We start from the raw sequence: 24,465 nt of genomic DNA, 5'->3' as shown, positions 1-24,465 counted from the left end.
ATGCCGCCCGCTATCGCATCCTACGAGGACCATCATGACCGCCGCCCTACAACCCTTGGAACCGGCATTGGCCACTGACCGCGCCCGTCGCGGCGGCCGCGCCGGAAAGCGCGCCGGCGGCTCGGCCGCGTTCGAGCAGCCGGCTTTTCGCCAGCTGAAGAACCCGCTGGCGCCAACCAGGCTGGTCTCCGACGACGAGCTGGAATCGATCCACCTCGCTTCCCTGCGCGTGCTGCGGGAAATCGGCGTCGACGTGCTGCACGACGAGGCCCGCAGCATCATGAAGGCGCATGGCGCCGATGTGCGCGACGGCAGCGAACGGGTGCGCTTCGACAGCGACATGATCCTGGAACTGGTGTCGCACTGCCCGTCGGAGTTCACCATCCATGCCCGCAATCCCGCTCACAATGTGCGCTTTGGCGGCAACAATGTGATCATCTCGATGATGGCGTCGGCGCCCAATTGCTCCGACATCGATCGCGGCCGCCGGCCCGGCAACCAGCAGGACTACCGCAACTTCCTCAAGCTTGCGCAGATGCACAACATCCTGAACTGCACGGGCGGCTACCCGGTCGAGCCGACCGATATCCATCCGTCCGTCCGCCACCTCGAATGTATCCGCGATCTCAGCGTGCTGACCGACAAGGTGTTCCACATCTATTCGCTCGGCAAGGAGCGCAATGTCGACGGCATCGAGATCGCCAGGATCGCGCGCGGCATCAGCCACGAGCAGATGCTGGAAGAGCCGTCCGTCTTCACCATCATCAACACCAATTCGCCGCTCAAGCTCGATGTGCCGATGATGGAAGGCATCATCCAGATGTCGAGCAAGGGCCAGGTCGTCGTCGTCACGCCGTTCACCCTGTCGGGGGCCATGGCGCCTGTCACCATCGCCGGCGCACTGGTGCAGCAGAACGCCGAGGCGCTTGCCGGCATCGCCTTCGCCCAGATGGTGCGCAAGGGCGCGCCCGTCGGCTATGGCGGCTTCACCTCCAATGTCGACATGAAGTCCGGTTCGCCGGCGTTCGGCACGCCGGAATACATGAAGGCGCAGCTTGTCGGCGGCCAGCTTGCCCGCCGCTACAACATCCCCTACCGCACCTCCAACACTTGCGCCGCCAACACGGTCGACGCGCAGGCGGCTTATGAAAGCGTGTTCTCGCTGTGGGGCGCCATCCAGGGCGGCGGCAATCTGATGATGCATGCCGCCGGCTGGCTCGAGGGCGGCCTGCGCTGCTCCTACGAGAAGACCATTCTGGACATCGACCTGCTGCAGATGGTCGCCGAATTCCTGACCCCTCTCGATCTTTCCGAAGAGGCACTCGGCTTCGACGCCATCCAGTCGGTCGGTCCTGGCGGCCATTTCTTCGGCACCCAGCACACGCAGGACCGCTACAAGACCGCCTTCTACTCGCCGATCCTCTCCGACTGGCGCAATTACGAGACCTGGGCGGAAGCCGGCTCGCCGACGGCGCTCGAAAAGGCCAACAAGGTCTGGAAGGAGCGGCTGGCGTCCTATGAGGAGCCTTACATGGACCCGGCCATCCGCGAGGAACTCAACGCCTTCGTCGCCAAGCGGCGGTCCGAAGGCGGCGCGCCGACCGATTTTTGATCGGCCGTGTTGTTGATGAACAGTCGACCCCCACTCCGTCGAGCTGCGCTCGACACCTCTCCTCCAATCGACGGCGGAGAGGGAAGGCGCGAGCTTATGCCGGCTGGCGCCCTTCCTCTCCCCCCGGAGGGGTCATCCGATTCAATCTCTTCAAAAACGGACTTATCTAGATGAAATCTCACGTAAAAGCGGTTGTCATCGGCGGCGGCGTCGTCGGCTGCTCGGTTCTCTACCATCTGGCCAAGGCCGGCTGGACCGACATCATGCTGATCGAGCGCTCGGAGCTCACCTCCGGCTCGTCCTGGCATGCGGCGGGAGGCTTCCACACGCTGAACGGCGACCCCAACGTCGCCAAGCTGCAGGCCTATACGGTGCAGCTCTACAAGGAGATCGAGGAGATATCCGGCCAGTCCTGCTCGCTGCACCTGACCGGCGGCGTGATGATGGCTGATACGCCAGAGCGCATGGATTTCCTGCGGCTGGCCCACGCCAAGGGCCGCTATCTCGGCATGGACACAGAGCTGATCACCCCGTCCGAAGCCAAGGCGATGTTTCCGCTGATGGACGAGACCAATTTCGTCGGCGCCATGTGGGATCCGGTGGAAGGCCATCTCGATCCGTCGGGCACCACCATCGCCTACTCCAAGGCGGCAAAAAAACTCGGCGCCGAGATCGTGCTGCGCAACCGCGTTGTGGAACTGACACAGGAGGTCGACGGCACCTGGAACGTCGTCACCGAACAGGGCACGGTGAAGGCCGAGCATGTCGTCAACTGCGGCGGCCTGTGGGCGCGCGAGATCGGCCGCATGGTCGGCGTCGAGCTGCCGGTTCTGGCCATGGAGCACATGTATCTCTTGACCGAGCCGATGCCGGAGGTCGAGGAGTTCAACAAGTCGACCGGCCGCGAAATGATCGGCGTGCTCGACTTCAAGGGCGAGATCTACACCCGCCAGGAGCGCAACGGCATCCTGCTCGGCACCTATGAGAAGGCCTGCAAGCCGTGGTCGCCGGTCAACACGCCGTGGGATTTCGGCCATGAATTGCTGCCGCCCGACCTCGACCGCATCGCGCCGTCGCTGGAAATCGGCTTCAAGCATTTCCCCGGCATCGAGAAGGCCGGCATCAAGCAGATCATCAACGGCCCCTTCACCTTCGCGCTCGACGGCAACCCGCTGGTCGGCCCGGTGCAGGGCCTGACCAATTTTTGGTGCGCCTGCGCCGTGATGGCCGGCTTCAGCCAGGGCGGCGGCGTCGGCTTGGCGCTGTCGAACTGGATGGTCCATGGCGATCCCGGCTTCGACGTCTGGGGCATGGATGTCACCCGCTTCGGCGAATGGGCCGGCCTGCGCTACACCAACGCCAAGGTGCGCGAAAACTATTCGCGCCGCTTCTCCATCCGCTTCCCCAATGAGGAACTCCCGGCGGCACGCCCGGCGCAGACGACCCCGCTCTACGACACGATGCTGGCCAACAACGCCGTCATGGGCGACAGCTGGGGACTTGAGACACCGCTCTGGTTCGCACCTGAAGGCAAGGAACCCAGGGATATCGTCTCCTTCCACCGCTCCAACGATTTTGGGCCGATCGGCGAGGAAGTGCGCGCCACGCGTGAGCGTGTCGGTGTCACCGAGATCGCCAATTTTGCCAAATACGAAGTCTCGGGACCCGCGGCCGAGGATTTCCTCAACCGGCTGATGACCAACCGCATGCCGAAGACCCGCCGCATCGTGTTGACGCCGATGCTCAACGAATTCGGCAAGCTGATCGGCGACTTCACCATCGCCAAGGCGGCAGAAGACCGCTTCATGATCTGGGGCTCGTCGGCAGCGCAGAAATACCACATGCGCTGGTTCGAGAAGCACCTGCCGAAGGACGGAACGGTGCGCATCCACCGCTTCGACCAGACCCTGGTCGGCCTGTCGATCGCCGGGCCGAAATCACGGGACTTGCTGCAGAAACTGGTCGATGTCGACGTCTCGACAAAAGCCTTCCGCTTCATGGATTTCCGCGAGATGGCGGTCGGCGGGGCGCCCTGCATGGTCAACCGCATCACCTACACCGGCGACCTCGGCTATGAAATCTGGATGGCGCCGGCCTACGAGCGCCTGGTTTACAAAGCGATCAAGGACGCCGGCGAGGAATTCGGCCTTGTCGATTTCGGCATGCGCGCGCTGCTCTCCATGCGCCTCGAAAAGAATTTTCCGACCTGGTTCCGCGAGTTGCGGCCGATCTACGGCCCGTTCGAAGGGGCGATGGACCGCTTCATCAAACTGGAGAAGAACGACTTCATCGGCCGCGAGGCTGCCGCCAAGGAACAGGTCGAGGGTCCGAAGCTGCGCCGCGTCTCCTTCATCGTCGATGCCGCCGACGCCGACGTCATGGGCGACGAACCGATCTGGGCCAAGGTCAGCAAGGACTACGGCACGGTGGAAAAGCCGCATGGCTATGGCGCGCCACGCTTCGACAAGGGCGGCAAGGAAATACGCGGCTCCAAGGCTGCCGAAGGCGCGTCCGCCGTGCGCGGCATCGTCGACGGCGACTGGCGCGTGGTTGGCTGGGTCACGTCGGGCGGCTATGCGCATTATGTGCAGAAGTCGATGGCGCAAGGCTATGTGCCGGCGGCTCTTGCCGAGGACGAAAGCGCGGGCCTGTTCGAGATCGAGATCCTCGGACACCGCCGGCCGGCCCGCATCAACGTCGAAGCGCCTTTCGACCCGAGCGGCGAGAAGATGCGGACCTGAGGTTCGACCATGGACAGCGCGGGGCCGAAGGGCAGCTTTGGCCGCCATCGCAAGATCATGCCGTTCGAGCCAGGCTCGATCGAGGCCCTCCGCGACGCCTCCCGCCGGAAGGCGGCTTCGCTCAACCAGCATGTGCTGGGCTATGGCGCGCAGGCCGAAGCTGAATGGGCCGCGGCAGGCATTGCCGCGCCCGATCTGCCTGCTATGCGTCAATACCGGCTGGAGCGTATCCGCGCCGAGCTGAAGCGGCGCGGCTATGCCGGCGCCCTGCTCTACGACCCCGTCAACATCCGCTACGCCACCGACTCGACCAACATGCAGCTGTGGGTGGCGCACAACCCGACGCGGCATTGCTTTGTCGCCACCGACGGCCCGGTGGTGCTGTTCGACTATTTTTCCTGCGAGCACCTGTCCGATCATTCCGGCGTCGTCGACGAGGTGCGGCCGGCGGTGTCGTGGATGTACCTCTATAGCGGCGAGTTGACCGAGCAAAAAGTCCGCCGCTGGGCCGCCGGGATCGCCGATCTGGTGAAAGAGCATGGCGGCGGCAACAGCCGCATCGCCGTCGATCACATCAACCCGGAAGGCGTCGAGGAACTGGCGCGGCTTGGTATCTCCATCGGCAATGGCGAAGCGGTGATGGAAAATGCGCGGCTGATCAAGTCGCCTGACGAAATCCTCGCCATGCGCCGCGCCATCGTCGCCTGCGAGGCGGCGATGGGCGAAATGGAACAGGCGCTGAAGCCTGGCATTTCCGAAAATGAGTTGTGGGCGGAACTGCATCGCGGCAACATCGCGCGCGGCGGCGAATGGATCGAGACCCGGCTGCTGACGTCAGGTCCGCGCACCAACCCATGGTTCCAGGAATGCTCGTCACGCAAGATTGTATCAGGCGACCTCGTCGCCTTCGACACCGACCTTATCGGCCCCTACGGCTTCTGCGCCGACCTGTCGCGGACATGGCTGTGCGGCGATGCAAAGCCGACCAATGAACAGCGCGACCTGTTCCGTATCGCCGCCGATCAGATCGAGCACAACACGGCACTGATGCAGCCGGGCATCTCGTTTCGCGACCTCGTCGAGCGCTCGGCCGTGCCACCGGGAGACTGCTTCCCGACGCGATACGGCGTGCTCTATCATGGCGTCGGCCTGGCCGACGAGTATCCGACACTACCGCATGCCAGCGACTGGACATCGGACACGCCGGACGGCGTGCTGGAACCGGGCATGGTGCTGTGCGTGGAAAGCTATATCGGCCGGCTTGGCGGGCGCGAAGGCGTCAAGATCGAGGAACAGATCCTGATTACCGAGACCGGCAACGAACAGCTCTCAACCTACCCGTTGGATGCGAGGCTGCTCGGCTAGCCCGGCAAGGGCCTCGCGCAACGCCCCAACCGTCTTTTCCGGTGTCACCGCGGCGGTGATGTAAGGCAGGCCTTTGCGCCGCCCGGTCCAGCCGATGACCACCACCTTTTTCGCCGCCGGCTCGAAACGCTGCGCCAGTGCCCAGCTCTCGCAGTCGATGGCCGCTATATCGGCCTTGCCCTCGGCAATTGCCACGATCGAGGAACGGTGCCCACCGCTTTCGCTGCGCGAGGCAAAGAGGTCAAGGCTCTCGCCCATCGCCTCCAGGTCGCGCGTCAAACCGAGGAACCCCGACATCGAATCGAGGCTGTTGAAGGTGAAGCGCTTGCCACGGATGCGATCGAGTGGGACCAGCGGGCTGCCGTCATTGGGCGAGGCAACCGACGGCGCGCCATCCGCCAGCATGACGATAGCGCTGGAATAGAGCTCGCCCTGCCCGCCTTCGTAGGCGTCGTAGCTTGGCTGGGCGACCACCTGCACATGCCTGGACAGGCCGAGTTCCATCGGCCCCCAGCAGGTCTGCGCGAACAGCAGCGCCGGGTGCAGCCACAGTCTGTGAAAATCGAGTTCGTCCGGCGGCAATGTCGCTGGATCGGGTGCGATCAATGCACCGGCAGCATCACGAATTCCGCCCGGCACCGGCGGCAGGTCACCATTGCGACGCGCGATGGTTTCCGGCGCGTCAATGCCCTTTCCCCGGAAAGCATCGCGCAGCAGCACCCATTGCGCGTCGACCTCGCCGCGCACTTCGGGCCAATCATACATCGGCAACGCCGCAACCAATTCACTCATGCCGATATCAAATCATCATGTCGGGAAAAAGGATCGCAAAAACGCGGCGTCCAATCAGAATTGGCCGACACGGACCCCCGGATAGGCCGGATTATTCCTTGGGCGGCTCGGCGGGAACCGGCGCACTGCCAAGCCCGCTGATGCTGCGCGCCCTGATGCGCGGCTTGAAGGCCCTGCCCGGCTCGGCTTGACGCCGCAGCACCGGGTGCACGATCGGCTCTTTTGCCTTGAAGGCGTAAGCCTTGATCAGCGCGAAATAGTTCGGATAGGCATAGCCATTGTTCATCCGCAGCCATTCCTCACGGCGGTCACGAAACAGCTTGGGTAGCTTGTACCAGGCCACGGTCGGGGTCTTGTGGTGGACGAAGTGCAGATTGTTGTTGAGGAACAGGAACGACAGCGGCGAACGCTCGACGATCACCGTGCGACCTTCCGGATGTTCCGACCATTGATGCTCGGCGAACGTGCGGATCGAGATCAGCGACTGGCCGAGCCAGACCGGCACGAGAATGTAAAGCCACAGCGGGATGCCGAAGCCGAACTGGACGATCGGCAGCACGACGGCAAGGCCGATCGCGTGCAGCAGCCACGCCTTGCGGATCGCCTTGTCGCCGGCGAACATCTGCTTGGCGTCGTCGATGAAGAAGCCGACGCAGGACAGCCACGGGCCGAGCACGAAGCGGCCGGCCATGGTGTTGTTGATCTTGAGCAGGAATTTCATCGTCGGCGGCAGCTCGTCATGCTGCCAGAGCGCCTGGTAATAACTCTCTGGATCGTCCAACGGGTCGGTCAGCCGCTCGTCGGCGTGGTGGCGCAGATGGATGGTCTTGAAGCGGCGGAATGGCCAGACCAGACCGATCGGCAGGAACACGAAGGCTTCGTTGACCCGTGCATTGCGTGTCGGATGCCCGTGCAGCACTTCGTGCATGATCGACGATTGCAGTGCGGCGGTCAAAGCCAGGATGGCGAGCGCCAGGACGGGGTAGGATGGCCAGAGCAGGAAACCGGTGGCGAGCCAAGTTGCGTAACAGAAAAAGGCGAGTACCACGGTCGGCCACTCGATGGCCGGTGCGCTGTGTCGCCTGATGCTCTTGCTCGTCATGCTATCGACCACTGTCCCTCAGTCGCCGGAAACCCCAATTGGCTCCTGACAGCATAGTGTCAGGAGAAATGATTCCACTCAACGAGACAAAGTGCACAAACTGTTGCGATTGCGCATTTTCGGCCGCACATGTTATACATTGTAAACAAACTTAGGGATTCATTTACGCCTGAGGCGCGCTCGGAAGCGATTCGGCGCAAATTTTTCCTCAATCGAGGTGGAGCCCGCACATGGACAAGCGCGACCTGTCGACGATCTTCCGCGAACGCCTGAAAATGCTCTTGACACGCTCCGACCTGAACCAGTCGGCCTTCGCGACCGCGGTCGGCATCGACCGCTCGGCGCTATCGCAGCTGCTGTCCGGCGCCTCGACCCGCCTGCCCCGCGCCGAAACGCTGCTCAACATCGCCGCCGAGTTCAAAGTGTCGCTGGACTGGCTACTCGGTCTCAGCCAGGACGAGGGCCTCACCGGCGAAATCCGCGAGAGCCTGGAGATCGAGGAGGCACCCGACGGCTTCGACCGCACCCTGCTGGCCAAATGGCATGCCGAGGCGGCCGGCACCAAGATCCGCTACGTGCCTGCCGGCATTCCCGATCTTCTGCGCACCGAAGCGCTGGTCGACTACGAAGCCGGCATCACCAACAAGAGCCGCCTGGCGCAGGCCGGAGAAACGCAATACCGCATCGACTACAACAGGCGCCCGGAAACCGACATGGAAGTCTGCATGCCGCGCCACACGCTGGAGATCTTCGCCCGCGGGCTGGGTGTCTGGGACCGTTTCCCCGAAGCCGACCGGCGCGCCCAGTTGCTGCACATGGCGACGCTGCTCGACGACCTCTACCCGACCTTCCGGCTGTTTCTCTATGATGGGCGGATGCGCTATTCGATCCCCTACACCATCTTCGGCCCCTATCGTGCCGCCATCTATGTCGGCGACATGTATCTGGTGCTCAACGCCACCCAGCCGATCCAGACGCTGATCCAGCATTTCGACAATCTGATCCGGGCTGCCGACATCAATGCGCACGAGGCGTCCGGCTTTGCGCACAGGCTGGCCGGCATGTCGTTCCCAACAGGCACTGTCTGATTTTCGGCAGCCAAGATCACCACCGCGCCATGGCTCAAGGCGCCGCATGGGCGAACTCCGTCCTAGCTATTCATTGACTACACATAAAGACTTCTTTATATCCTTATCCGACTTCGAACATGAAAGCCAATCCGATGACGACCACCAACCCGATCGATGCGCTGCTGGCTGAAAAGGGCGTGCTGCTGGCCGATGGCGCCACCGGCACCAATCTATTCGCCATGGGTCTGGAGGCCGGCGAGGCGCCCGAACTGCTGAACGAGACGGCGCCCGACACCATCACCAGCCTGCACCAGAATTTCGTCGATGCCGGCGCAGACATCATCCTCACCAATTCGTTCGGCGGCACCCGTCACCGTTTGAAGCTTCACCATGCGCAGGACCGCGCGCATGCGCTGAACAAGCGCGCCGCCGAGCTTGCTCGTGCCGTCGCCGACAGAGCCGGCCGCAAGGTGATCGTCGCCGGTTCGGTCGGCCCGACCGGCGAATTGCTGGTGCCGCTGGGCGCCATGACCTATCACGAGGCGGTCGACGCCTTCGCCGAACAGATCGAGGGTCTCAAGGCCGGCGGCGCCGAAGTTGCCTGGATCGAGACGATGTCGGCTCCCGACGAGATCCGCGCCGCCGCCGAGGCGGCCATCCGCGTCGGCTTGCCCTACACCTACACCGGTTCCTTCGACACCGCCGGCCGCACCATGATGGGTCTGCTGCCGAAGGATATCCACGGCGTCACCGACGGGCTGTCGCAGGCGCCGCTCGGCGTTGGCGCCAATTGCGGCGTCGGCGCCTCCGACATCCTGGCCTCGCTGCTCGACATGACCGAGGCGAAGCCGGAAGCGACGGTGATCGTCAAGGGGAATTGCGGCATTCCCGAATTCCGCGGCACCGAGATCCATTATTCCGGCACACCCGAACTGATGGCCGACTATGTCAGGCTCGCCGTCGATGGCGGCGCCAAAATTATCGGCGGCTGCTGCGGCACCTCGTTCCAGCACCTCGCCGCCATGCGCAAGGCGCTCGACGCGCACACCAGGGCGGATCGTCCGACGGTTGCCGCGATCGTCGAACGCATCGGTCCGATGCGCAACAAGGTGGCGACGGAAAACACCGCCGAGACCAGCGAAGCCCGCCGCGAGCGCCGCCGCAGCCGGGCCTGACCCATCGGTTTTCGACTATTCGCTGTTGTCGGCGTAGCTCGACTGCGCCGACTTGAAGTCGACCACATTGTCGCCGCGCATCGTCATCAGCGCGCCTGAAGCGCTGGGGTCGGTGATCTGTTCCAGCATGATGCGGAACCGGTCGTTGGTCAGTGCCGACAGGGCGGTATGGCGCGCCTGCGCGACATCGTCACTGATACGCCTGGATTCCGATGATGGGGCCGATGAAACCGCCGAGGCGTCTGGCGCTGGGGGTATCGAGTTGGCGATAGTCCTGATCTGCAATTTCGGCTCCCTCAAGCCCAGTACACCTGTCCTGCGTAACAAGGAGAGGGTTGCCATCCAGTACCGGAAATGCCGCGCAATTTAACGACCCGGAAAATCCGCGAAAAAAGGCCGGCAAGGGAATGAACCCTCGCCGGCCTGCCTCACCCGCCAGTGGGTCGGTTTCCCCTGTCAGAACGATCCCATCTGAAAGAAACCGGCCGTCATCACCACTACCGGTTACCGCCCAGCGCAGAGGCAAGGCGCACAAGCGAGAGGAACTCGGCCCTGTACCCAAACGGGTCGGCTCCTCGAGCGGCGGTGGCGATCTCCATGATCTTGTCGTAGCCGAACTTCGCGGTCGCATCCTGGTCGCGCAGCTTCTGGCCGAAGGCGGCGACCGCGACGGAGAAGCGCTGGTCGGTGCTGGCCTGGTCGAAGGACGAAATCTCGTTGGCCGAGGTCACCGGCGTGGTGATCAGCTTCGAGACGTCTTCATCCGGAAGCTTGTAGCGGATCTTGACGAAGGCATATTCGTCCGCGTTGGCGACGCCGCCATTGTCCACCGACGCCTGACCATAACGCAGCGCGTCGATCTGCTCGCCGCCGCTGCCCTTTGGCGTGATTTCATAGATCGCGGTAACGGAATGGCCCGAACCAATGTCGCCGGCATCGACGCGGTCATTGTTGAAATCCTCGCGGTTCAAGGCGCGGGTCTCGTAGCCGATCAGGCGATATTCCGAGACCTTGTTCGGGTTGAACTCGACCTGGATCTTCACGTCCTTTGCGATGGTGAACAACGTCGACGAGGCATCCTCGACCAGCACCTTTTCGGCCTCGGCCAGCGTATCGATATATGCGGCGGTGCCGTTGCCGTTCTGGGCAATGGTTTGCATCATCTGGTCGTTCAGATTGCCGCGGCCGAAGCCGAACACCGACAGGAAGACACCGGTCTTGCGCTCTTTTTCGATCAGCCGCTTCAGATCGTCGTCGTCGGTCTGGCCGACATTGAAGTCGCCGTCGGTGGCGAGCATCACCCGGTTGACGCCGTCCTTGACGAAGGATTTTTGCGCCAGCCTGTAGGCTTCCTTGATGCCCGCCTCGCCGGCCGTGCTGCCGCCGGGCGTCAGATTGTCGATGGCGTTGAGGATCTTGTCCTTTTCGGACGCCTTGGTCGGCTCCAGGACTGTGCCGGCGTCACCGGCATAGGTGACGATCGAAATGGTGTCGTCGGCCTTCAGCTTGCTGACCAGCAGCCGGAAGGCCGATTTGAGCAGCGGCAGCTTGTCCGGCTCGTCCATCGAGCCCGAGACATCGATCAGGAACACCAAATTGGCCTTCGGCTGCTCGGTCGGCTTGACGTCAAAACCCTTGATGGCGACATGCATCAGCCTGGTCTGCGTGTTCCATGGCGTCGGCATGACGCTGACTGTCGAGTTGAACGGCGTCGAGGCGGAGTCCGGCCCCTTCCAGTCATAGGGGAAGTAGTTGATCATTTCCTCGACACGCACCGTGTCGGCCTGCGGCAGATAGCCTTGCTTCAGCGAACTGCGCACGAAGGAATAGGAGGCCGTGTCGACGTCGATCGAGAAGGTCGAGACCGGGTCCTCGAGTGCTGCATGCACCGGATTGGTCTTGAAATCCTCGATACGGTCGCGATTTTCCTCCTGCGGCAGCATCTGGTCGGCCGGCGCCATGGCCGGTTGCTGCGGCGCCATCAGCTTCGACTCCGCCGCCATGCGGGCTCGCGAGGTGCTGGGTACACTTGCAGCGCCATCCAGTGCGAATTCACCTGTTGGTGCCGGTGGCGCAGGCTCGGCCAGCACACCGCGCTCCAGCGCATTTTGTTGTGCAGCGCCCCCAGCAACGGTCGATTCGGATTTCTGCGGCGAGGCCGGCGCCACAAGCGCATCGGTGGCGTCGCGGCTTTCCACATCGGCGTCCGCCTTCTTGTCCTTCTCCAACTCGCCGCGAGCCGGCTTCGGCTCGGCGGTCGTCGGCTTCACCGTCGTCGGCTTGTCGGCCAGCGTCTCGGTGATCTTCTCGTCGCCGCCGAATTTGGGCGGCTGTTCCCTCAGCAGATGGAAGGTGGCGTATCCGGCGATCGGCAGGGCGACGAGCCCGGCAAGAGCCGGCGTGGCAATGAGTTTCTTTTGCATGATCTCGCTCCAGAGCTTTTGTGCTCGCTCTGTGAGACGAAGCCCGCCAACCGATCCTTGGGAGACAGCAGAAATATTTTCCTGATCATAGGCGCGCAGGGCGGCCTCGAAGGCACGTGCCTTGGCATCCTTGGCGGGCGCCGGTGCTGCGATATCGCGCAGTCTGTTGAGTTCATTGTCGTCGACCATGGTCACACTTCCCCGGCCGCGCGCATCAGCGTCTTCAGCCGTTTCTTCGCTTCATGGATGTGCCAGGAAACCGTCGTCTCCGAGATCGCCATCGCCTCGGCGGCGGCCGCGTGGCTCAATCCTTCGCCATAGACCAAAAGCACGGCGTCGCGCTGCTTGTCCGGCAATTGCCGCACCGCGGCCCATAGCGCTTCGGCGGGGTCTTCCGGTTCGATCGACGCCTCGCCCGAGATCAGTGCATGGACGCCATAGGCCTCTGTCTTGACTGTCTCGCGGGCGGATTTGCGCATCATGTCGCGCGCGGCGTTCAGGGTCACGGAATAGAGCCATGTGGTGAAGGCGCCGCCGCCGCGATAGTCGCGGATCGCCTTGCCCAGCCTGACGCAGACTTCCTGGGCTATGTCTTCGGCATCGGCCTTCCTGCCGCACCAGCGATAGGCAGCGCGATAGACGAAGTCATAGTGCCTTTCCAGCAATGTGCTGAAGGCCCCCCTGTCTCCGCCCTTCGCCCGCCCGATCAGTTCGGCGTCGGAGGCTTCGCTCTCATCCAGCATCATCGCCATCATTTGCCTGTTGGACGAAGGCTAATGGCTAATCCTTGGGGCAATGGAAAGATTTTTTTGGAAACCGCCGGATCGTGACCGCCGGCACCCCGCTTGACACATCCATATCTCGGCGGTTATACGTCAATCAATAGCCACCGGGTTATCGATCCCAGATGAACAACGCTCACGATGTCCTCTTCAGAACGCTCTCCGATCCGACGCGTCGGGCAATCTTCGAGCGCCTGTGCCGGCAAGGCGAGCAGACGGTCGGCGCCCTGACGGCTCAGTCGGGGGTCTCGCAGCCGGCGGTGTCGAAGCATCTCGGCGTGCTCAGGCAGGCCGGGCTCGTGCGTGACCGCCATCAAGGACGGCAGACCCATTATAGCGCCCAGCTCGCAGCACTTTCCCCGCTGACCGACTGGACGAACCAGATGAATGCGTTCTGGCAGAGCCGGTTCGATGATCTCGAAAATTTGCTCAAAAGAATGGACCAATGACCAACATCGCGACCGAAACGCGCTCCGTCATCGTCGAACGTGAGATCCCCTATCCGCCGGAAAAAATCTGGCGCGCGCTGACCCAGCCGCATCTCATCGAGGAATGGTTGATGAAGAACGACTTCCAGCCAGTCGTGGACCACCGTTTCAAGCTGCGAAAGGAACCGCAACCTGACGTGAGCATCGTTGTCGACTGTCAGGTAACAGCCGTCGAGCTGAACAAGACACTGTCCTACACGTGGCAGGCCTATGGCCTTGAGAGTGTCGTCACCTGGACTCTCCTGCCGACCAGCACGGGCACCCGGTTGCGCATGGAACAGTCCGGCTTCCGGCCGGATCAGGAGCAGGCGTACCGGGGCGCGACGAGCGGGTGGCGGCAGTACCTTGCAAATCTGAGTCAAGTCCTGGCGCGGATAGATTGAAACCCGCCGGTGCGGATCGGTGGTCCGCGTCGGCTGTTTTGACAGGAGGAACTATTGGACTGGAACATGTGGGTTCGGCAAATTCATCGCTGGCTGTCGATCATCTTTACGCTGACCGTCATCGCCAACTTCGCCACCATGGCATTCGGGCAGCCTCCCGCCTGGGTGGTCTACTCGCCGCTCCTGCCGCTCTTCCTGCTGCTGTTCAGCGGCCTGTACATGTTCGTGCTGCCCTATGCCGCCAAGGGACGCGGCGCGCAGCGTGCGCGCGGATAGGAGTGGGTAGAATGGTCAAGACACAGGGTCAATTGACCAAGGCTGCGCCAGTGCTGCTCTCGGGCGGCAACCCGCAAATCGCCAAGGGCGATGGTGACGCCCCGGTGCAGGCCTATATCGCTGCGATGCCGGGTTGGAAGCGCGGCCTGGGCGAACGCCTCGACGCGCTCATCGAGCGCAACGTGCCGGACGTCCGCAAAGCCGTGCGATGGAACTCGCCCTTCTACGGCATCGAAGGCCAGGGCTGGTTCGTGTCGTTTCATGTCTTCACCCACTATTTGAAGGTGACCTTTTTCAGTGGCATCTCATTGCAGCCGATCCCACCAGGCGGCACGGCAAAGAGCAAGGATGTGCGCTGGATCGACATCCGCGAAGACCAGTTCGACGAGGCGCGGATGGCGGACTGGGTCAAGCAGGCGGCCGCGCAGCCCGGCTGGATCCCGTAACGGCCGAATAACACACAGGAGAAAGAGCGATGAAGATCAAGCTGACCAGCGTGTATGTGGACAACCAGGAAAACGCACTGCGCTTCTACACCGACGTGCTGGGCCTCGCCAAAAAAGCCGATTTCAGCAACGGGCCTTTTCGCTGGCTGACAGTGATCTCAGCCGACGAGCCTGATGGAACCGAGCTGCAACTCGCGCTCAACGACAACCCGGCCGCCAAGGCCTATCAGGAAGCCATCTTCGAGCAGGGCCAGCCCGCGATCATGTTCTTCACCGACGACGTCAAGGGCGACTACGAGCGCATCAAGGCGAAGGGCGGCGCGTTCACCATGCCGCCGACCGAGGTGACCGGTTCGACCATCGTCCAGCTGAACGACAGCTGCGGCAATCTCGTTCAGATCACCCAACTGACGCGCTGGTGACAGGCAGCGGTTGAACGCGTCGAGGCACAGGAAGGCACCCAATGACCCCCTCGCAACAAATCGACCAATTGATCGCCGGCCTCTCGGACTGGCGCGGCGAGACGCTCGCCCGCATCCGCAAGACCATCCTTGCAGCCGACCCGGACATCGTCGAGGAGTGGAAGTGGATGGGCAGCCCGGTATGGTGTCTCGACGGCAACATCGTGGTCGGCAACGCCCACAAAGACAAGGTGAAGCTGACCTTTTCCCATGGCGCCAGCCTGCCGGACCCCGACAAGCTGTTCAACAACGGTTTCGGCGGCAAGGTGTGGCGGGCAATCGATATTCTTGAGGGCGATAGGCTCGATGAGCGTGCTTTGAAAGACCTCGTCCGCGCAGCGATCGATTACAACCAGGCCAAAAAGAAGAAGAAGGCGACTGCTGGGACGAAGCCACGGACGTAAGTCTAGGCCGCCTGCCCCGCCACCCAGCCCGATGACCATGCCCACTGGAAATTATAGCCGCCCAGCCAACCCGTGACATCGACGACTTCGCCGATGAAAAACAGGCCCGGCACGGATTTCGCCTGCATCGTCTTCTGGTCCAGCCCGTTGGTGTCGACCCCGCCCAGCGTCACTTCGGCGGTGCGGTAGCCCTCCGAGCCGGCAGGCTTGATGCGCCAGTCATTGACTGCGGCAGTTATGGTTTTCATCTGGGCGTCGGAAAGATCGGCAAGGTTGCCGTCGATCCCGGTGCGCTCGGCGATCGACTGCGCAAGCCGCTTCGGCAGATGATTTGCCAGCACCGTCTGTACCGCTTGCCGCCCATTGCTTCGCTTGGCCACCCGAATGAGGTCCGCCACGTCAACTCCCGGCAGCATGGCGATGCGGATTTCATCGCCCTCGCGCCAATAGGAAGAGATCTGCAGGATGGACGGTCCGCTGACGCCGCGATGCGTAAACAGCATCGCTTCGGAAAACCGCGTCTTGCCGCAGGCGACTTCCGCGTCGACGGCGTTGCCGGCCAGCGGCGCCAGCCGTTCGAGCGTGTTTGCGTCGAAGGTCAGCGGCACCAGCGCCGGCCGCGTTTCGACGATGGCAAGGCCGAACCGTTCGGCAAGCTCATAGCCGAAACCGGTCGCCCCCATCTTGGGGATCGACTTGCCGCCACAGGCCACGACCAGCGACTGGCAAGTAACCAAGCCTGTGGAGAGGGTGAGCGCAAACCCCTCCACGGTTTTGCGGGCATCCTCAACGCTGGTCGAGAGCGCCAGCTCCACGCCCCTGCCCTGCATTTCCGAGACCAGCATGTCGATGATCTGGCGCGCCGAGCCGTCGCAAAACAGCTGCCCCAACGTCTTCTCGTGATAGGCAATGCGGTGGCGTTCGACGAGGGCGATGAAATCGCGCTGCGTGTAGCGGCTGAGCGCCGAAATGCAGAAATGCGGATTGCCCGACAGAAAATTCTTCGGGCTGGCATGGATGTTGGTGAAATTGCACCGGCCGCCGCCGGAGATGCGGATCTTCTCGCCAGGCGCAGCCGCATGATCGAGGATCAGCACCGAACGGCCGCGCTTGGCCGCCTCCACGGCGCACATCATTCCGGCGGCACCCGCGCCGATGATCACGACATCATAGGATTGCATCAGCCTGTTCGTTCCCGCTCGGCCCATTTTGGGGCGCGCCATTTGCGCTGCTTGATACCCACTTTGGCCCGACAGTTCTCTAGCAATCCCGTCCCAGCAGCCTGGCGATCTGGGGATTGACGATTGTGGTGAACAGCCCGGGATCACTGAAAGCCCTCGCGGACAGCATTGCCCCATGAACCGATGCCATCAGCATCTGGGCCTCCTCCTCCGGCCGGTTGTTCAAGCGGAACAAGTCCTGCTCCATTCCAGCCCGCAGCACCGACGTAAGCCATCCCGCGAGATTTTGGAAATGGGCACGAACGCGTGATGCGACCTCTTCCGGCAGCATCTGCATCTCGCCGGCGAGCATCGCGCAGACGCAGAAGGACGGCGAGGCATCGCGAATGCATGTCCGCCAATAGTTCATGTAGGACTGCAGTTGTTCAGCAGGGCTTGAGAGTTCTCCCCGCAGAGACTCCAAACCCACTTCGGCCTGCCGCCTGTAACGATCCACCAGCACCGAAACCAGCTCGGCCTTCGTCGGAAAATGATGGTGGATGCTCGCCTTCCTGATCCCGATGGCAGCCGAGATATCGGCATAGCTGAACCCGTTGTAGCCTCCCGCGACGATGAGAGACTGCGCGACATCGAGGATCTTTTCTGAAGTCGAAGCCATTGATTTCATATCGCTGCCTACCTTCTGGTAGGCGAACTGTCAAGGTTATGCATCGTTCCCGATTTTCACAGGGAGGTGTCCGGACATCGGGTTGACTTAGAGGTTTTGGCTACCTACTAATAGGTAGATAGCAATAAGGAATCTGCCGATGCAAAACCAATCTTTCACCCAGTCCGGATGGCTACGATCCTATTATTTCGCACGCGCCATATTTTCTATCGCCTGGGTTGCTGCCGCCATCCTATTCAACGGGCAACCCGGTCCCACCGCGCTTCTGCTCGTGATCTACCCCGCATGGGACGCCCTCGCCAATCTGGTTGACGCCAGGGTAAATGGCGGCCTGAAAGCCAACTCGTCCCAGGCATTGAATGTCGTGGTCAGCACGATAACGGCGCTCGCCGTCATCGTGGCGGTCAGCAACAGCATGTATGCCGTTCTGGCCGTGTTTGGGGTTTGGGCGATCCTGTCGGGCCTGCTGCAGCTCAACACGGGAGCAAGGCGTTGGCGCTACCAAGGCGCGCAGTGGCCGATGATCCTCAGTGGCGTGCAATCGGCCCTCGCCGGCGGCTTCATGATCAGCCGATCCCTCGGCACGGTTGCGCCGACGATTCTGGACATCGCGCCTTATGCCGGGTTCGGCGCGTTTTACTTTCTGCTTTCCGCAATTTGGCTTGTCGTCGCAGCCTATCGCAAGGCAAACGCCTAAGCGCAGCCTGATCCGGCGGCGGCAAGGTGAACGGTCATCTGCCGCCGTCGAAAGGGCAAGCATCGCTCACTCTTTGCCGCATGGGCTGCCGTTCTGGTTCAAAAACGCGTAGCGTCCTGCTCAGGGTCGACCGCTGACCTTAGATCAGCGTCTCGGCGAACAACGTCGTCAGCCGCTTCCAGTGGCGTTCGGCGCCGGCGGCATTGAAAACGCTATGATCGGGTACGCACCAGCCATGTGCCATGCCCGCATAGTTCTCGATGACATGATCGACTTCAGCGACCCGCAGCGCTTCGGCCAGCCGCGCCGACTGTTCCGGCGGGAAACTCCTGTCGACGCCGGATGTGCCGACATAGACACGCCCCTTGATGGCGGCTGCCTTGCGATGCGGGCTGTCGGCGGCGTCGCTGGCCAGATTGCCACCATGGAAACTGGCCGCCGCCTTTATCCTGTCGGGATAGTTTGCTGCGGCATTCAATGATCGACCGCCGCCCATGCAATAGCCGACGGTGCCGATCGGCCCGGTGATGCCCTCGGCAGCGAGTGCATCGAGGAATGCACCGCTGTCGCGGATGGTCATCTCCTGCGTCGTGCCGGTGACCAGCGCCATCAGCGGGATTTTGGTCTTTTCCTCGGCGAAGGCGGTCTTGGCGTCGAACGGCCCGTAGGGCGCATTGCGGTAGAACAGGTCGGGCACCAGCACCGCATAGCCTTCATTCGCCAGCCGCTCGGCCATACTGTCGAGTGCCGGCCGCGGACCGAAGGCGTCCTGATAGAGAATGACGCCGGCCTTGGCAGGAGATGCGTTTGCCGAGCGGAAAAGCCCAGCATTGGCAACACCATCCCTGGTCTTGATTTGAAGGTCGTGTTTCGTCATCGCCCGCTCCGTTCGACTGATGCGCGATACATATCCGCGCGAGGCCATACGGCAAGGCATTCCCCGGGCATGGCAGTCAACATTTCGTGCAGGATTGCGTGACGCTATTGCTCGCCCTCGCGCACGGTCCGCGCGCCGACATGCAGCGCACGGCCGGCACCGAGCCCCATGATGGCTACGCCAAGCCCGAGCGCGACGAACAGGAACGCCGTCCCCGAAAAACTGCCGGTCCAATCGCGGATCAGGCCCACCAGCAGCGGGCCGAATGCCGCCAGTACATAGCCGACGCCTTGCGCCATGCCTGAAAGATGCGCGGCGACATGCGAATCCGGCGAACGCAGCACGATCAAGCTCATGGCAGCCGCGATCAGGCCCCCCTGCCCAATGCCTTGCAGGACCGCCCAGAACAGCACCGTCGAGGTCGGCGCAAAGAGAATGCCGAGCAGCGCGATCACCGCTATGGCAACGAGCGCCACATTGATGCCGCGCTGGTCCTTCAGCCGCATCGCAAAGGATGGCACGGCGAGGCACGTGATGACCTGCGCCATCACCGACACCGAAACCATCGCGCCGGCGGTGGCCGCGTCAAAGCCGCGCTCGCGCAGGATCGGCGCCAGCCAGCCGAAGATGCAATAGGCAAGTGCCGACTGCAGCCCCATGAACAGCGTCACCTGCCAAGCCAGGCGATCGCGCCAAAGCCCGACGACGTGAAAGCCGCGATGACTGACCTGCCGACGGCTGCCCAGCGCCTGCGGGATCCAGATCAGCAGCACGACCAGCGTCGGCACCGCCCAGGCAGCGAGCGCTCCCGACCATGAACCGGTGACAAAATGCTCGATCGGCAGCGTGAAGCCGGCAGCGGCAGCCGAGCCGGCGCAGAGCGCCATGGTGTAGAACCCGGTCATGATAGCGGCCCTGTCGGCGAAATCGCGCTTCACCAGGCCCGGCATCAGCACATTGCCGATGGCAATCGCGCCACCGGCCAGGAATGTGGCGACAAACAGCAGGGGAACCGTACCGAACCAGCGCAGGCCGGTTCCCAGCACCAGCAAGGCGAGCGCCCCGAGCAAAGTGCGCTCGGCTCCATAGCGCTGCGCAAGCCTTGGCGCGAAGGGCGCGAACAGGCCGAGGCACAGGACGGGCAGCGTCGTCAGCAGGCTGGCGCCCGTCGTCGAAAGACCGGTTGCCTGCATCACCTCGGGCAACAGCACCGACAGGCTGGAAAACAGCGGCCTCAAGCTGAAGGCGATCAGCACAAGGCTCGCGCCAAGCACGATGCGCGCCGCACGGCTGCGCAGTTCAGGCGGCTGCGGCATGGGCAGGCTGTCGGCCTCGGCATCGATGAGTTCCAGACCCTCGACCTCGGCCTTCGGATCAGGCTGACGAAAACTCTGGTTCATTGCGAAAGCAGTCTTTCAAGTTGGGCAAGCACCGGCGCCATGAAGGCTCGGACGGCGGCAACGGCGCGCTCGGGATCGCTCGCGGCAATGGCGTCGACGATTGCCGCATGCGCCTGGTGGTCCGGTTCGGGCAGATCGCCGTCGATGGTGGCATGGATGGTCTCGGTGATGGCGGCGGTGAAGAAGTCATAGAGCTCCATCATCGCCCTATTGCCGGACGCCGCGACGACGGATTTGTGGAAAGCAAGATCGCGCCGGATGAAGGCTTCGCTTCCGCCGTCCGCGACAGTGCCGCGCGCGGCAAGCAATTGCCGCATCCGCTCGAGGTCGGCTGGCGTGTGGCGCAAGGCGGCGAGCCTCGCGGCCTCGAGGTCCAGCGCCGCCCGCGCCTCCCACTGATCGCGCAAGCCGCTGCGTTTGATCCGGTCAAGCGCGGCAGAAGTATCGACGGCGGAGCGCACATAGGTGCCCGAGCCCTGACGCGTATTCAGCAACCCCTGCGAGACCAGCACCCGCACCGCCTCGCGGACGGTGCCCCGACTGACCGACAGAAGGTCGGTCAGAGCTGCCTCGTTGGGGATACGCTCGCCGACACCCCAGCGGCCGCTGACGATTTCAGCCCGCAGGCTCTCGGTGGCGCTGTCGGTGAGATTGGTTCGGAGAGCAGGTTGCATCGGCCTATTCATCAAGTCATCAGATGACTTGATGAATAGGCTTGCTTCTAACTGCCGTCAAGATGCTCGAAGCGAAGAGCACCACGCAATGGGAATGGATCAGTTGGTGGCTCGTGCGAAGCTCGCCATGTGGAAGGCCTGAACCTCCGGCGGATAGCGATACTCCGTGCCATAGGGGCACGCATTGCGATCAAGGCAGCCGCCGCTGCGGCAAGGCGAGCCGCCGGCTCCACGCACATGCGTCAGGCAGGATTGATAAGCAAATCCTTGCGCGGAATAGGCGTCGGCCGGACAAGATTTCAGGCAAGGTTTCTCGACGCAGCTATCGCAAAGGTGAGGCGCCGTTTCGCCGGCTTGAATCGGAAGCTCGTCCTCGAACAGCAGCGCACCGCGATAGGCATGCCATAGCCCGTATTGCGGATGCATGAGGATGCCGAGCGGCGACGGCTTCAGTCCCTCCGCCCGCATCGCCCATTGCTGAAACGGCAGATAAGGTCTGTCGGAAGGGGAAACGGCTCGCGCCCCGAATGCCTCGGCCACGGCTCCGATCACTTCGCGCGACCACGTGTCGAGCGGATTGGCCATGGTCTGCGATTGCTTGTCGATCCAGCGCAGGAAATGCGGCCAAGGCGCTGCACCCGCCTGCCCGACCAGCAGGACGGATTTGACGGGAGCACCTGAGAGGTCGGCAAACGGGGTTTCGCTCGCTCCGCACTTGAAGCCGCCGCGCAGGATGAGGCCATGGGCCGAAAGCACGGTCGCGATGTCCTCAACCCGGCGCCCCGCGGCAATCATTCCTTCTTGACCGGATCGGAGAACGCGCTCCGCCAGACTTCCTTGTGGATGATGTTGGCGACTTTAGCCCCGCCTGACTCGGGCTCCTTTCAAGTGAAGGCGTCGGGCATCGACCCCTTCTTCTTGGCGATGAAGCCCTGCAACGCTTCGTCGATGCTCGGATCGAGATACGGCGCCTCGTAGCTTTCCAGCCAGCGGCGGGCAAGTTCGTTGGCACGCTGCGGCGCGGTCTTCTCGCCTTCGGCCAGCCACTGCTCGTAGGAATTGTTGTCGGCGATGTTGGAGCGGTAGAAGGCGGTCTGGAAATTGGCCTGGGTGTGGTCGCAGCCGAGATAGTGGCTGCCGGGGCCGACCTGGCGGATGGCGTCCATCGCCTGGCCGTTTTCCGACAGGTCGACGCCCTCTGAGAATTTCTGCGTCATGCCGAGCTGATCGATGTCCATCATGAACTTCTCATAACAGGACGCGAGCCCGCCCTCGAGCCAGCCGGCCGAATGCAGCACGAAATTGGTGCCGGCCAGGATGGTCGAGTTCAGCGTGTTGGCGCTTTCATAGGCCGCCTGAGCATCCGGAACCTTGGACGCGCAGAGCGAGCCGCCGGTGCGGAACGGCAGGCCCAGCCGACGCGCCAGCTGTGCGGCGCCATAAGACACCAGCGACGGCTCCGGCGTGCCGAAGGTCGGCGCTCCCGACTGCATCGAAATCGACGAGGCGAAGGTGCCGAACAGCACCGGCGCGCCGGGACGGATCAGCTGCGTGAACGAGGCGCCGGCCAGCACTTCGGCCAGGACCTGCGTCAGCGTGCCGGCCACCGTCACCGGGCTCATCGCGCCGGCAAGGATGAACGGCGTGACGATGCAGGCCTGGTTGTGGCGCGCATAGACTTTCAGCGCGCCGAGCATGGTCTCGTCGAACACCATCGGCGAGTTGGCGTTGATCAGGCTGGTCAGCACCGTGTTGTTCTCGACGAAATCGTCGCCGAACACGATCTTGGCCATGGCGACGGTGTCTTCGGCGCGTTCCGGCGCGGTCACCGAGCCCATGAACGGCTTGTCGGAATATTTGATGTGGCTGTAGATCATGTCGAGGTGGCGCTTGTTGACCGGCACGTCGACTGGTTCGCACACCGTGCCGCCCGAATGGTGGATCGACGGCGCCATATAGGCGAGCTTCACGAAATTCTGGAAATCCTCGATCGTCGCATAACGCCTGACGCCATCGAGGTCACGCACGAAGGGCGGACCGTAGACCGGCGCAAAGACGGTGGCATTGCCGCCGATCTGCACCGAGCGCTCGGAATTGCGCGCATGCTGGGTGTAGACGGACGGCGCGGTCTTGAGCAGCGAACGGCACAGCCCCTTCGGAAAGTGCACGCGCTCGCCCTTGACGTCGGCGCCGGCCTCTTTCCACAGTTGAAGCGCTTCCGCGTCATCACGGAAGATGATGCCGATCTCCTCGAGCACCGTGTCGGTGTTCTTCTCGATCAGCGCCAGGCCTTCCTCGTCCAGCACCTCGTAAACGTTGATCTTGCGCTTCATGTAGGTGAGCTGCGTACCCGGGCCACCGCCCGAACGTGCTGCCCGCCGGGCTGCAGCCCCGCCACTGGCGCCACGCCCACGTCGCGCGTTTGACGCTTCCTGATCGACTGCCGCGTGTTCGCTCATGGTGGTTCTTCCCTGAATCTGTTCTTGTCTGGAATCCATAGCGGCTGCATCTCGCCGCTTCTTGCCAGATCGTAGCCATGCACCCTATTCGAAACGGCCCGCCAGCGCCAACGCCTGTCGCAAAATCGACAAGAATTCCAAGAGAGTTACGGTCGCTTTCCTTTTGCGGGAAGTCGCAAATCAGCTATGGATACCTGCCCCCAGCGGGTTAGGTATGAACGCGAATATTTTGTGCCTTGCGACGCACGTCGCGATGCCGGCAGGAGCTCGATACAAATGGCCGACGACGAGATCATCCTTTCCGAACTTTCCGACGACGAGTTGGTGCAGCAGATGCACGACGATCTCTATGACGGGCTGAAGGAAGAGATCGAGGAAGGCACCAACATCCTGCTCGAGCGCGGCTGGGTGCCCTACAAGGTGCTGACCGAGGCGCTGGTCGAAGGCATGCGCATCGTCGGCGAGGATTTTCGCGACGGCATCCTGTTCGTGCCCGAAGTGCTGTTGTCGGCCAATGCGATGAAGGCCGGCATGTTCATCCTGCGTCCGCTGCTCGCCGCCACCGGCGCGCCGAAGCAGGGCAAGATGGTCATCGGCACCGTCAAGGGCGACATCCACGACATCGGCAAGAACCTCGTCGGCATGATGATGGAAGGTGCTGGCTTCGACGTCATCGATCTCGGCATCAACAATGCGGTCGAGAAATATCTCGATGCAATCGAACAGCACCAGCCCGACATCATCGGCATGTCGGCCCTGCTGACCACGACCATGCCCTATATGAAGGTCGTCATCGACACGATGAAGGAAAAGGGCATCCGCGACGACTATGTCGTGCTGGTCGGCGGCGCGCCGCTGAACGAGGAATTCGGCAAGGCCGTCGGCGCCGATGCCTATTGCCGAGACGCGGCGGTGGCGGTCGAGACCGCCAAGGACTACATGAAGCGCAAGCACAATGTGCGCGCTTCGGCCTGATTGGCCAATTCAGAA

The 24,465-nt window shown here is 62.8% G+C and carries 25 protein-coding genes; 13 read left to right on the top strand and 12 right to left on the bottom strand.

All coding sequences use genetic code 11. The features are described 5' to 3' along the window. The first annotated feature begins 34 nt into the window (after positions 1 to 34). From NKH06_RS00685 to NKH06_RS00675, 3 genes are all read left to right on the top strand, one after another. Positions 35 to 1,612, top strand: a complete 1,578-nt coding sequence (locus NKH06_RS00685; protein ID WP_023812287.1) for a trimethylamine methyltransferase family protein — start codon at positions 35 to 37, stop codon at positions 1,610 to 1,612. Positions 1,613 to 1,782: 170 nt separating this feature from the next. Beyond that, entirely contained in the window at positions 1,783 to 4,353 is a 2,571-nt protein-coding gene (locus NKH06_RS00680) for a GcvT family protein (protein ID WP_128303962.1), read from the top strand. A 9-nt stretch (positions 4,354 to 4,362) separates the two neighbouring features. Continuing rightward, positions 4,363 to 5,718 carry a M24 family metallopeptidase gene (locus tag NKH06_RS00675; RefSeq protein ID WP_023812289.1) on the top strand — a complete coding sequence of 452 codons (1,356 nt, stop codon included), beginning with the start codon at positions 4,363 to 4,365 and terminating at the stop codon, positions 5,716 to 5,718. Here the strand turns inward: NKH06_RS00675 and NKH06_RS00670 are convergent. Then, entirely contained in the window at positions 5,683 to 6,510 is an 828-nt protein-coding gene (locus tag NKH06_RS00670; protein WP_023812290.1) for a phosphate/phosphite/phosphonate ABC transporter substrate-binding protein, read from the bottom strand. The two genes, NKH06_RS00675 and NKH06_RS00670, sit on opposite strands and share 36 nt — an antisense overlap. Positions 6,511 to 6,601: 91 nt before the next feature. Then, positions 6,602 to 7,612, bottom strand: a complete 1,011-nt coding sequence (locus NKH06_RS00665) for a fatty acid desaturase (RefSeq protein ID WP_031213520.1) — start codon at positions 7,610 to 7,612, stop codon at positions 6,602 to 6,604. A 230-nt stretch (positions 7,613 to 7,842) separates the two neighbouring features. On the opposite strand from NKH06_RS00665, the gene NKH06_RS00660 reads away from it, so the two are divergent. Both NKH06_RS00660 and bmt read left to right on the top strand, forming a co-directional pair. Then, positions 7,843 to 8,700: a helix-turn-helix domain-containing protein gene (locus tag NKH06_RS00660; protein ID WP_023812292.1), complete on the top strand. Its 858-nt coding sequence runs from the start codon at positions 7,843 to 7,845 to the stop codon at positions 8,698 to 8,700. Between the two features lie 134 nt (positions 8,701 to 8,834). Beyond that, complete coding sequence (gene bmt, locus NKH06_RS00655; protein ID WP_023812293.1) at positions 8,835 to 9,857, top strand: betaine--homocysteine S-methyltransferase; 1,023 nt, start codon at positions 8,835 to 8,837, stop codon at positions 9,855 to 9,857. A gap of 15 nt (positions 9,858 to 9,872) precedes the next feature. On the opposite strand, the gene NKH06_RS00650 is transcribed toward bmt, so the two are convergent. The 3 genes from NKH06_RS00650 to NKH06_RS00640 all read right to left on the bottom strand — a co-directional run bounded on the left by NKH06_RS00650 (position 9,873) and on the right by NKH06_RS00640 (position 13,032). Continuing rightward, entirely contained in the window at positions 9,873 to 10,142 is a 270-nt protein-coding gene (locus NKH06_RS00650; protein WP_023812294.1) for a hypothetical protein, read from the bottom strand. Positions 10,143 to 10,354: 212 nt separating this feature from the next. Beyond that, a complete protein-coding gene (locus tag NKH06_RS00645; RefSeq protein ID WP_352891863.1) occupies positions 10,355 to 12,469 on the bottom strand; it encodes a YfbK domain-containing protein in 2,115 nt (704 codons plus the stop codon). A 2-nt stretch (positions 12,470 to 12,471) separates the two neighbouring features. Next, a complete protein-coding gene (locus NKH06_RS00640) occupies positions 12,472 to 13,032 on the bottom strand; it encodes an RNA polymerase sigma factor (RefSeq protein WP_352609544.1) in 561 nt (186 codons plus the stop codon). 155 nt (positions 13,033 to 13,187) lie between these two features. Between NKH06_RS00640 and NKH06_RS00635 the strand changes: the two genes are divergently transcribed. From NKH06_RS00635 to NKH06_RS00610, 6 genes are read left to right on the top strand one after another with little or no spacing between them, the layout of a single operon-like run. Next, the gene (locus tag NKH06_RS00635) at positions 13,188 to 13,511 is read left to right on the top strand and encodes an ArsR/SmtB family transcription factor (RefSeq protein WP_023812297.1); all 324 of its coding nucleotides are present in this window, start codon (positions 13,188 to 13,190) and stop codon (positions 13,509 to 13,511) included. Further along, the gene (locus tag NKH06_RS00630) at positions 13,508 to 13,933 is read left to right on the top strand and encodes an SRPBCC family protein (RefSeq protein ID WP_352891861.1); all 426 of its coding nucleotides are present in this window, start codon (positions 13,508 to 13,510) and stop codon (positions 13,931 to 13,933) included. Before NKH06_RS00635 ends, NKH06_RS00630 begins: the two co-directional genes overlap by 4 nt. 54 nt (positions 13,934 to 13,987) lie before the next feature. Next, entirely contained in the window at positions 13,988 to 14,209 is a 222-nt protein-coding gene (locus NKH06_RS00625) for a hypothetical protein (RefSeq protein WP_023812299.1), read from the top strand. Positions 14,210 to 14,220: 11 nt separating this feature from the next. After that, positions 14,221 to 14,655, top strand: a complete 435-nt coding sequence (locus NKH06_RS00620; RefSeq protein ID WP_352629347.1) for a DUF1801 domain-containing protein — start codon at positions 14,221 to 14,223, stop codon at positions 14,653 to 14,655. Between the two features lie 29 nt (positions 14,656 to 14,684). Further along, positions 14,685 to 15,077 (top strand): VOC family protein, encoded by a 393-nt coding sequence (locus tag NKH06_RS00615; protein WP_023812301.1) that lies wholly within the window; start codon positions 14,685 to 14,687, stop codon positions 15,075 to 15,077. A gap of 41 nt (positions 15,078 to 15,118) precedes the next feature. Then, the gene (locus NKH06_RS00610; protein ID WP_128303955.1) at positions 15,119 to 15,520 is read left to right on the top strand and encodes a DUF1801 domain-containing protein; all 402 of its coding nucleotides are present in this window, start codon (positions 15,119 to 15,121) and stop codon (positions 15,518 to 15,520) included. 2 nt (positions 15,521 to 15,522) lie between these two features. Here NKH06_RS00610 and NKH06_RS00605 read toward each other — a convergent pair whose 3' ends face one another. Both NKH06_RS00605 and NKH06_RS00600 read right to left on the bottom strand, forming a co-directional pair. Beyond that, entirely contained in the window at positions 15,523 to 16,701 is a 1,179-nt protein-coding gene (locus tag NKH06_RS00605; protein WP_352891859.1) for a BaiN/RdsA family NAD(P)/FAD-dependent oxidoreductase, read from the bottom strand. A gap of 79 nt (positions 16,702 to 16,780) precedes the next feature. Further along, on the bottom strand, positions 16,781 to 17,368 hold the full coding sequence (locus NKH06_RS00600; RefSeq protein WP_352891858.1) for a TetR/AcrR family transcriptional regulator: 588 nt from the start codon (positions 17,366 to 17,368) through the stop codon (positions 16,781 to 16,783). Between the two features lie 139 nt (positions 17,369 to 17,507). On the opposite strand from NKH06_RS00600, the gene NKH06_RS00595 reads away from it, so the two are divergent. Further along, a complete protein-coding gene (locus NKH06_RS00595; RefSeq protein WP_352891857.1) occupies positions 17,508 to 18,065 on the top strand; it encodes a DUF308 domain-containing protein in 558 nt (185 codons plus the stop codon). Between the two features lie 139 nt (positions 18,066 to 18,204). Here the strand turns inward: NKH06_RS00595 and NKH06_RS00590 are convergent, their stop codons facing one another. The 5 genes from NKH06_RS00590 to NKH06_RS00570 form a co-directional block, all read right to left on the bottom strand. Further along, positions 18,205 to 18,942, bottom strand: coding sequence for a dienelactone hydrolase family protein (locus NKH06_RS00590; protein WP_352891856.1), 738 nt, complete (start codon positions 18,940 to 18,942; stop codon positions 18,205 to 18,207). Positions 18,943 to 19,046: 104 nt separating this feature from the next. Continuing rightward, on the bottom strand, positions 19,047 to 20,342 hold the full coding sequence (locus NKH06_RS00585) for a CynX/NimT family MFS transporter (RefSeq protein WP_352891855.1): 1,296 nt from the start codon (positions 20,340 to 20,342) through the stop codon (positions 19,047 to 19,049). Beyond that, the gene (locus tag NKH06_RS00580; protein ID WP_352891854.1) at positions 20,339 to 21,016 is read right to left on the bottom strand and encodes a FadR/GntR family transcriptional regulator; all 678 of its coding nucleotides are present in this window, start codon (positions 21,014 to 21,016) and stop codon (positions 20,339 to 20,341) included. The genes NKH06_RS00585 and NKH06_RS00580 overlap by 4 nt, the downstream gene beginning before the upstream one ends. A 99-nt stretch (positions 21,017 to 21,115) precedes the next feature. Then, positions 21,116 to 21,811 (bottom strand): hypothetical protein, encoded by a 696-nt coding sequence (locus NKH06_RS00575; protein ID WP_352891853.1) that lies wholly within the window; start codon positions 21,809 to 21,811, stop codon positions 21,116 to 21,118. Positions 21,812 to 21,900: 89 nt separating this feature from the next. After that, entirely contained in the window at positions 21,901 to 23,475 is a 1,575-nt protein-coding gene (locus NKH06_RS00570) for a trimethylamine methyltransferase family protein (protein ID WP_352891851.1), read from the bottom strand. A gap of 276 nt (positions 23,476 to 23,751) precedes the next feature. Here NKH06_RS00570 and NKH06_RS00565 point away from each other — a divergent pair, with 276 nt between their 5' ends. Beyond that, positions 23,752 to 24,450 carry a cobalamin B12-binding domain-containing protein gene (locus tag NKH06_RS00565; protein ID WP_023812311.1) on the top strand — a complete coding sequence of 233 codons (699 nt, stop codon included), beginning with the start codon at positions 23,752 to 23,754 and terminating at the stop codon, positions 24,448 to 24,450. Positions 24,451 to 24,465 lie beyond the last annotated feature (15 nt).

This window comes from Mesorhizobium sp. M1342 (assembly GCF_040317955.1).
GTDB lineage: Bacteria > Pseudomonadota > Alphaproteobacteria > Rhizobiales > Rhizobiaceae > Mesorhizobium.
Note: the sequence above shows the minus strand (reverse complement) of the source record. Positions and strands in the feature narration are given on the sequence as shown.

Excerpts from the sequence above, each read along its gene's own strand:
- NKH06_RS00630 (WP_352891861.1), top strand. The coding sequence starts at position 13,508 with ATGACCAACATCGCGACCGAAACGCGCTCCGTCATCGTCGAACGTGAG.
- NKH06_RS00605 (WP_352891859.1), bottom strand. The coding sequence starts at position 16,701 with ATGCAATCCTATGATGTCGTGATCATCGGCGCGGGTGCCGCCGGAATG.
- NKH06_RS00685 (WP_023812287.1), top strand. The coding sequence starts at position 35 with ATGACCGCCGCCCTACAACCCTTGGAACCGGCATTGGCCACTGACCGC.
- NKH06_RS00665 (WP_031213520.1), bottom strand. The coding sequence starts at position 7,612 with ATGACGAGCAAGAGCATCAGGCGACACAGCGCACCGGCCATCGAGTGG.
- NKH06_RS00670 (WP_023812290.1), bottom strand. The coding sequence starts at position 6,510 with ATGAGTGAATTGGTTGCGGCGTTGCCGATGTATGATTGGCCCGAAGTG.
- NKH06_RS00620 (WP_352629347.1), top strand. The coding sequence starts at position 14,221 with ATGGTCAAGACACAGGGTCAATTGACCAAGGCTGCGCCAGTGCTGCTC.
- NKH06_RS00580 (WP_352891854.1), bottom strand. The coding sequence starts at position 21,016 with ATGCAACCTGCTCTCCGAACCAATCTCACCGACAGCGCCACCGAGAGC.
- NKH06_RS00590 (WP_352891856.1), bottom strand. The coding sequence starts at position 18,942 with ATGACGAAACACGACCTTCAAATCAAGACCAGGGATGGTGTTGCCAAT.
- NKH06_RS00640 (WP_352609544.1), bottom strand. The coding sequence starts at position 13,032 with ATGGCGATGATGCTGGATGAGAGCGAAGCCTCCGACGCCGAACTGATC.
- bmt (WP_023812293.1), top strand. The coding sequence starts at position 8,835 with ATGACGACCACCAACCCGATCGATGCGCTGCTGGCTGAAAAGGGCGTG.
- NKH06_RS00660 (WP_023812292.1), top strand. The coding sequence starts at position 7,843 with ATGGACAAGCGCGACCTGTCGACGATCTTCCGCGAACGCCTGAAAATG.
- NKH06_RS00615 (WP_023812301.1), top strand. The coding sequence starts at position 14,685 with ATGAAGATCAAGCTGACCAGCGTGTATGTGGACAACCAGGAAAACGCA.
- NKH06_RS00565 (WP_023812311.1), top strand. The coding sequence starts at position 23,752 with ATGGCCGACGACGAGATCATCCTTTCCGAACTTTCCGACGACGAGTTG.
- NKH06_RS00585 (WP_352891855.1), bottom strand. The coding sequence starts at position 20,342 with ATGAACCAGAGTTTTCGTCAGCCTGATCCGAAGGCCGAGGTCGAGGGT.
- NKH06_RS00575 (WP_352891853.1), bottom strand. The coding sequence starts at position 21,811 with ATGATTGCCGCGGGGCGCCGGGTTGAGGACATCGCGACCGTGCTTTCG.
- NKH06_RS00600 (WP_352891858.1), bottom strand. The coding sequence starts at position 17,368 with ATGAAATCAATGGCTTCGACTTCAGAAAAGATCCTCGATGTCGCGCAG.
- NKH06_RS00610 (WP_128303955.1), top strand. The coding sequence starts at position 15,119 with ATGACCCCCTCGCAACAAATCGACCAATTGATCGCCGGCCTCTCGGAC.
- NKH06_RS00595 (WP_352891857.1), top strand. The coding sequence starts at position 17,508 with ATGCAAAACCAATCTTTCACCCAGTCCGGATGGCTACGATCCTATTAT.
- NKH06_RS00635 (WP_023812297.1), top strand. The coding sequence starts at position 13,188 with ATGAACAACGCTCACGATGTCCTCTTCAGAACGCTCTCCGATCCGACG.
- NKH06_RS00675 (WP_023812289.1), top strand. The coding sequence starts at position 4,363 with ATGGACAGCGCGGGGCCGAAGGGCAGCTTTGGCCGCCATCGCAAGATC.
- NKH06_RS00680 (WP_128303962.1), top strand. The coding sequence starts at position 1,783 with ATGAAATCTCACGTAAAAGCGGTTGTCATCGGCGGCGGCGTCGTCGGC.
- NKH06_RS00570 (WP_352891851.1), bottom strand. The coding sequence starts at position 23,475 with ATGAGCGAACACGCGGCAGTCGATCAGGAAGCGTCAAACGCGCGACGT.
- NKH06_RS00645 (WP_352891863.1), bottom strand. The coding sequence starts at position 12,469 with ATGGTCGACGACAATGAACTCAACAGACTGCGCGATATCGCAGCACCG.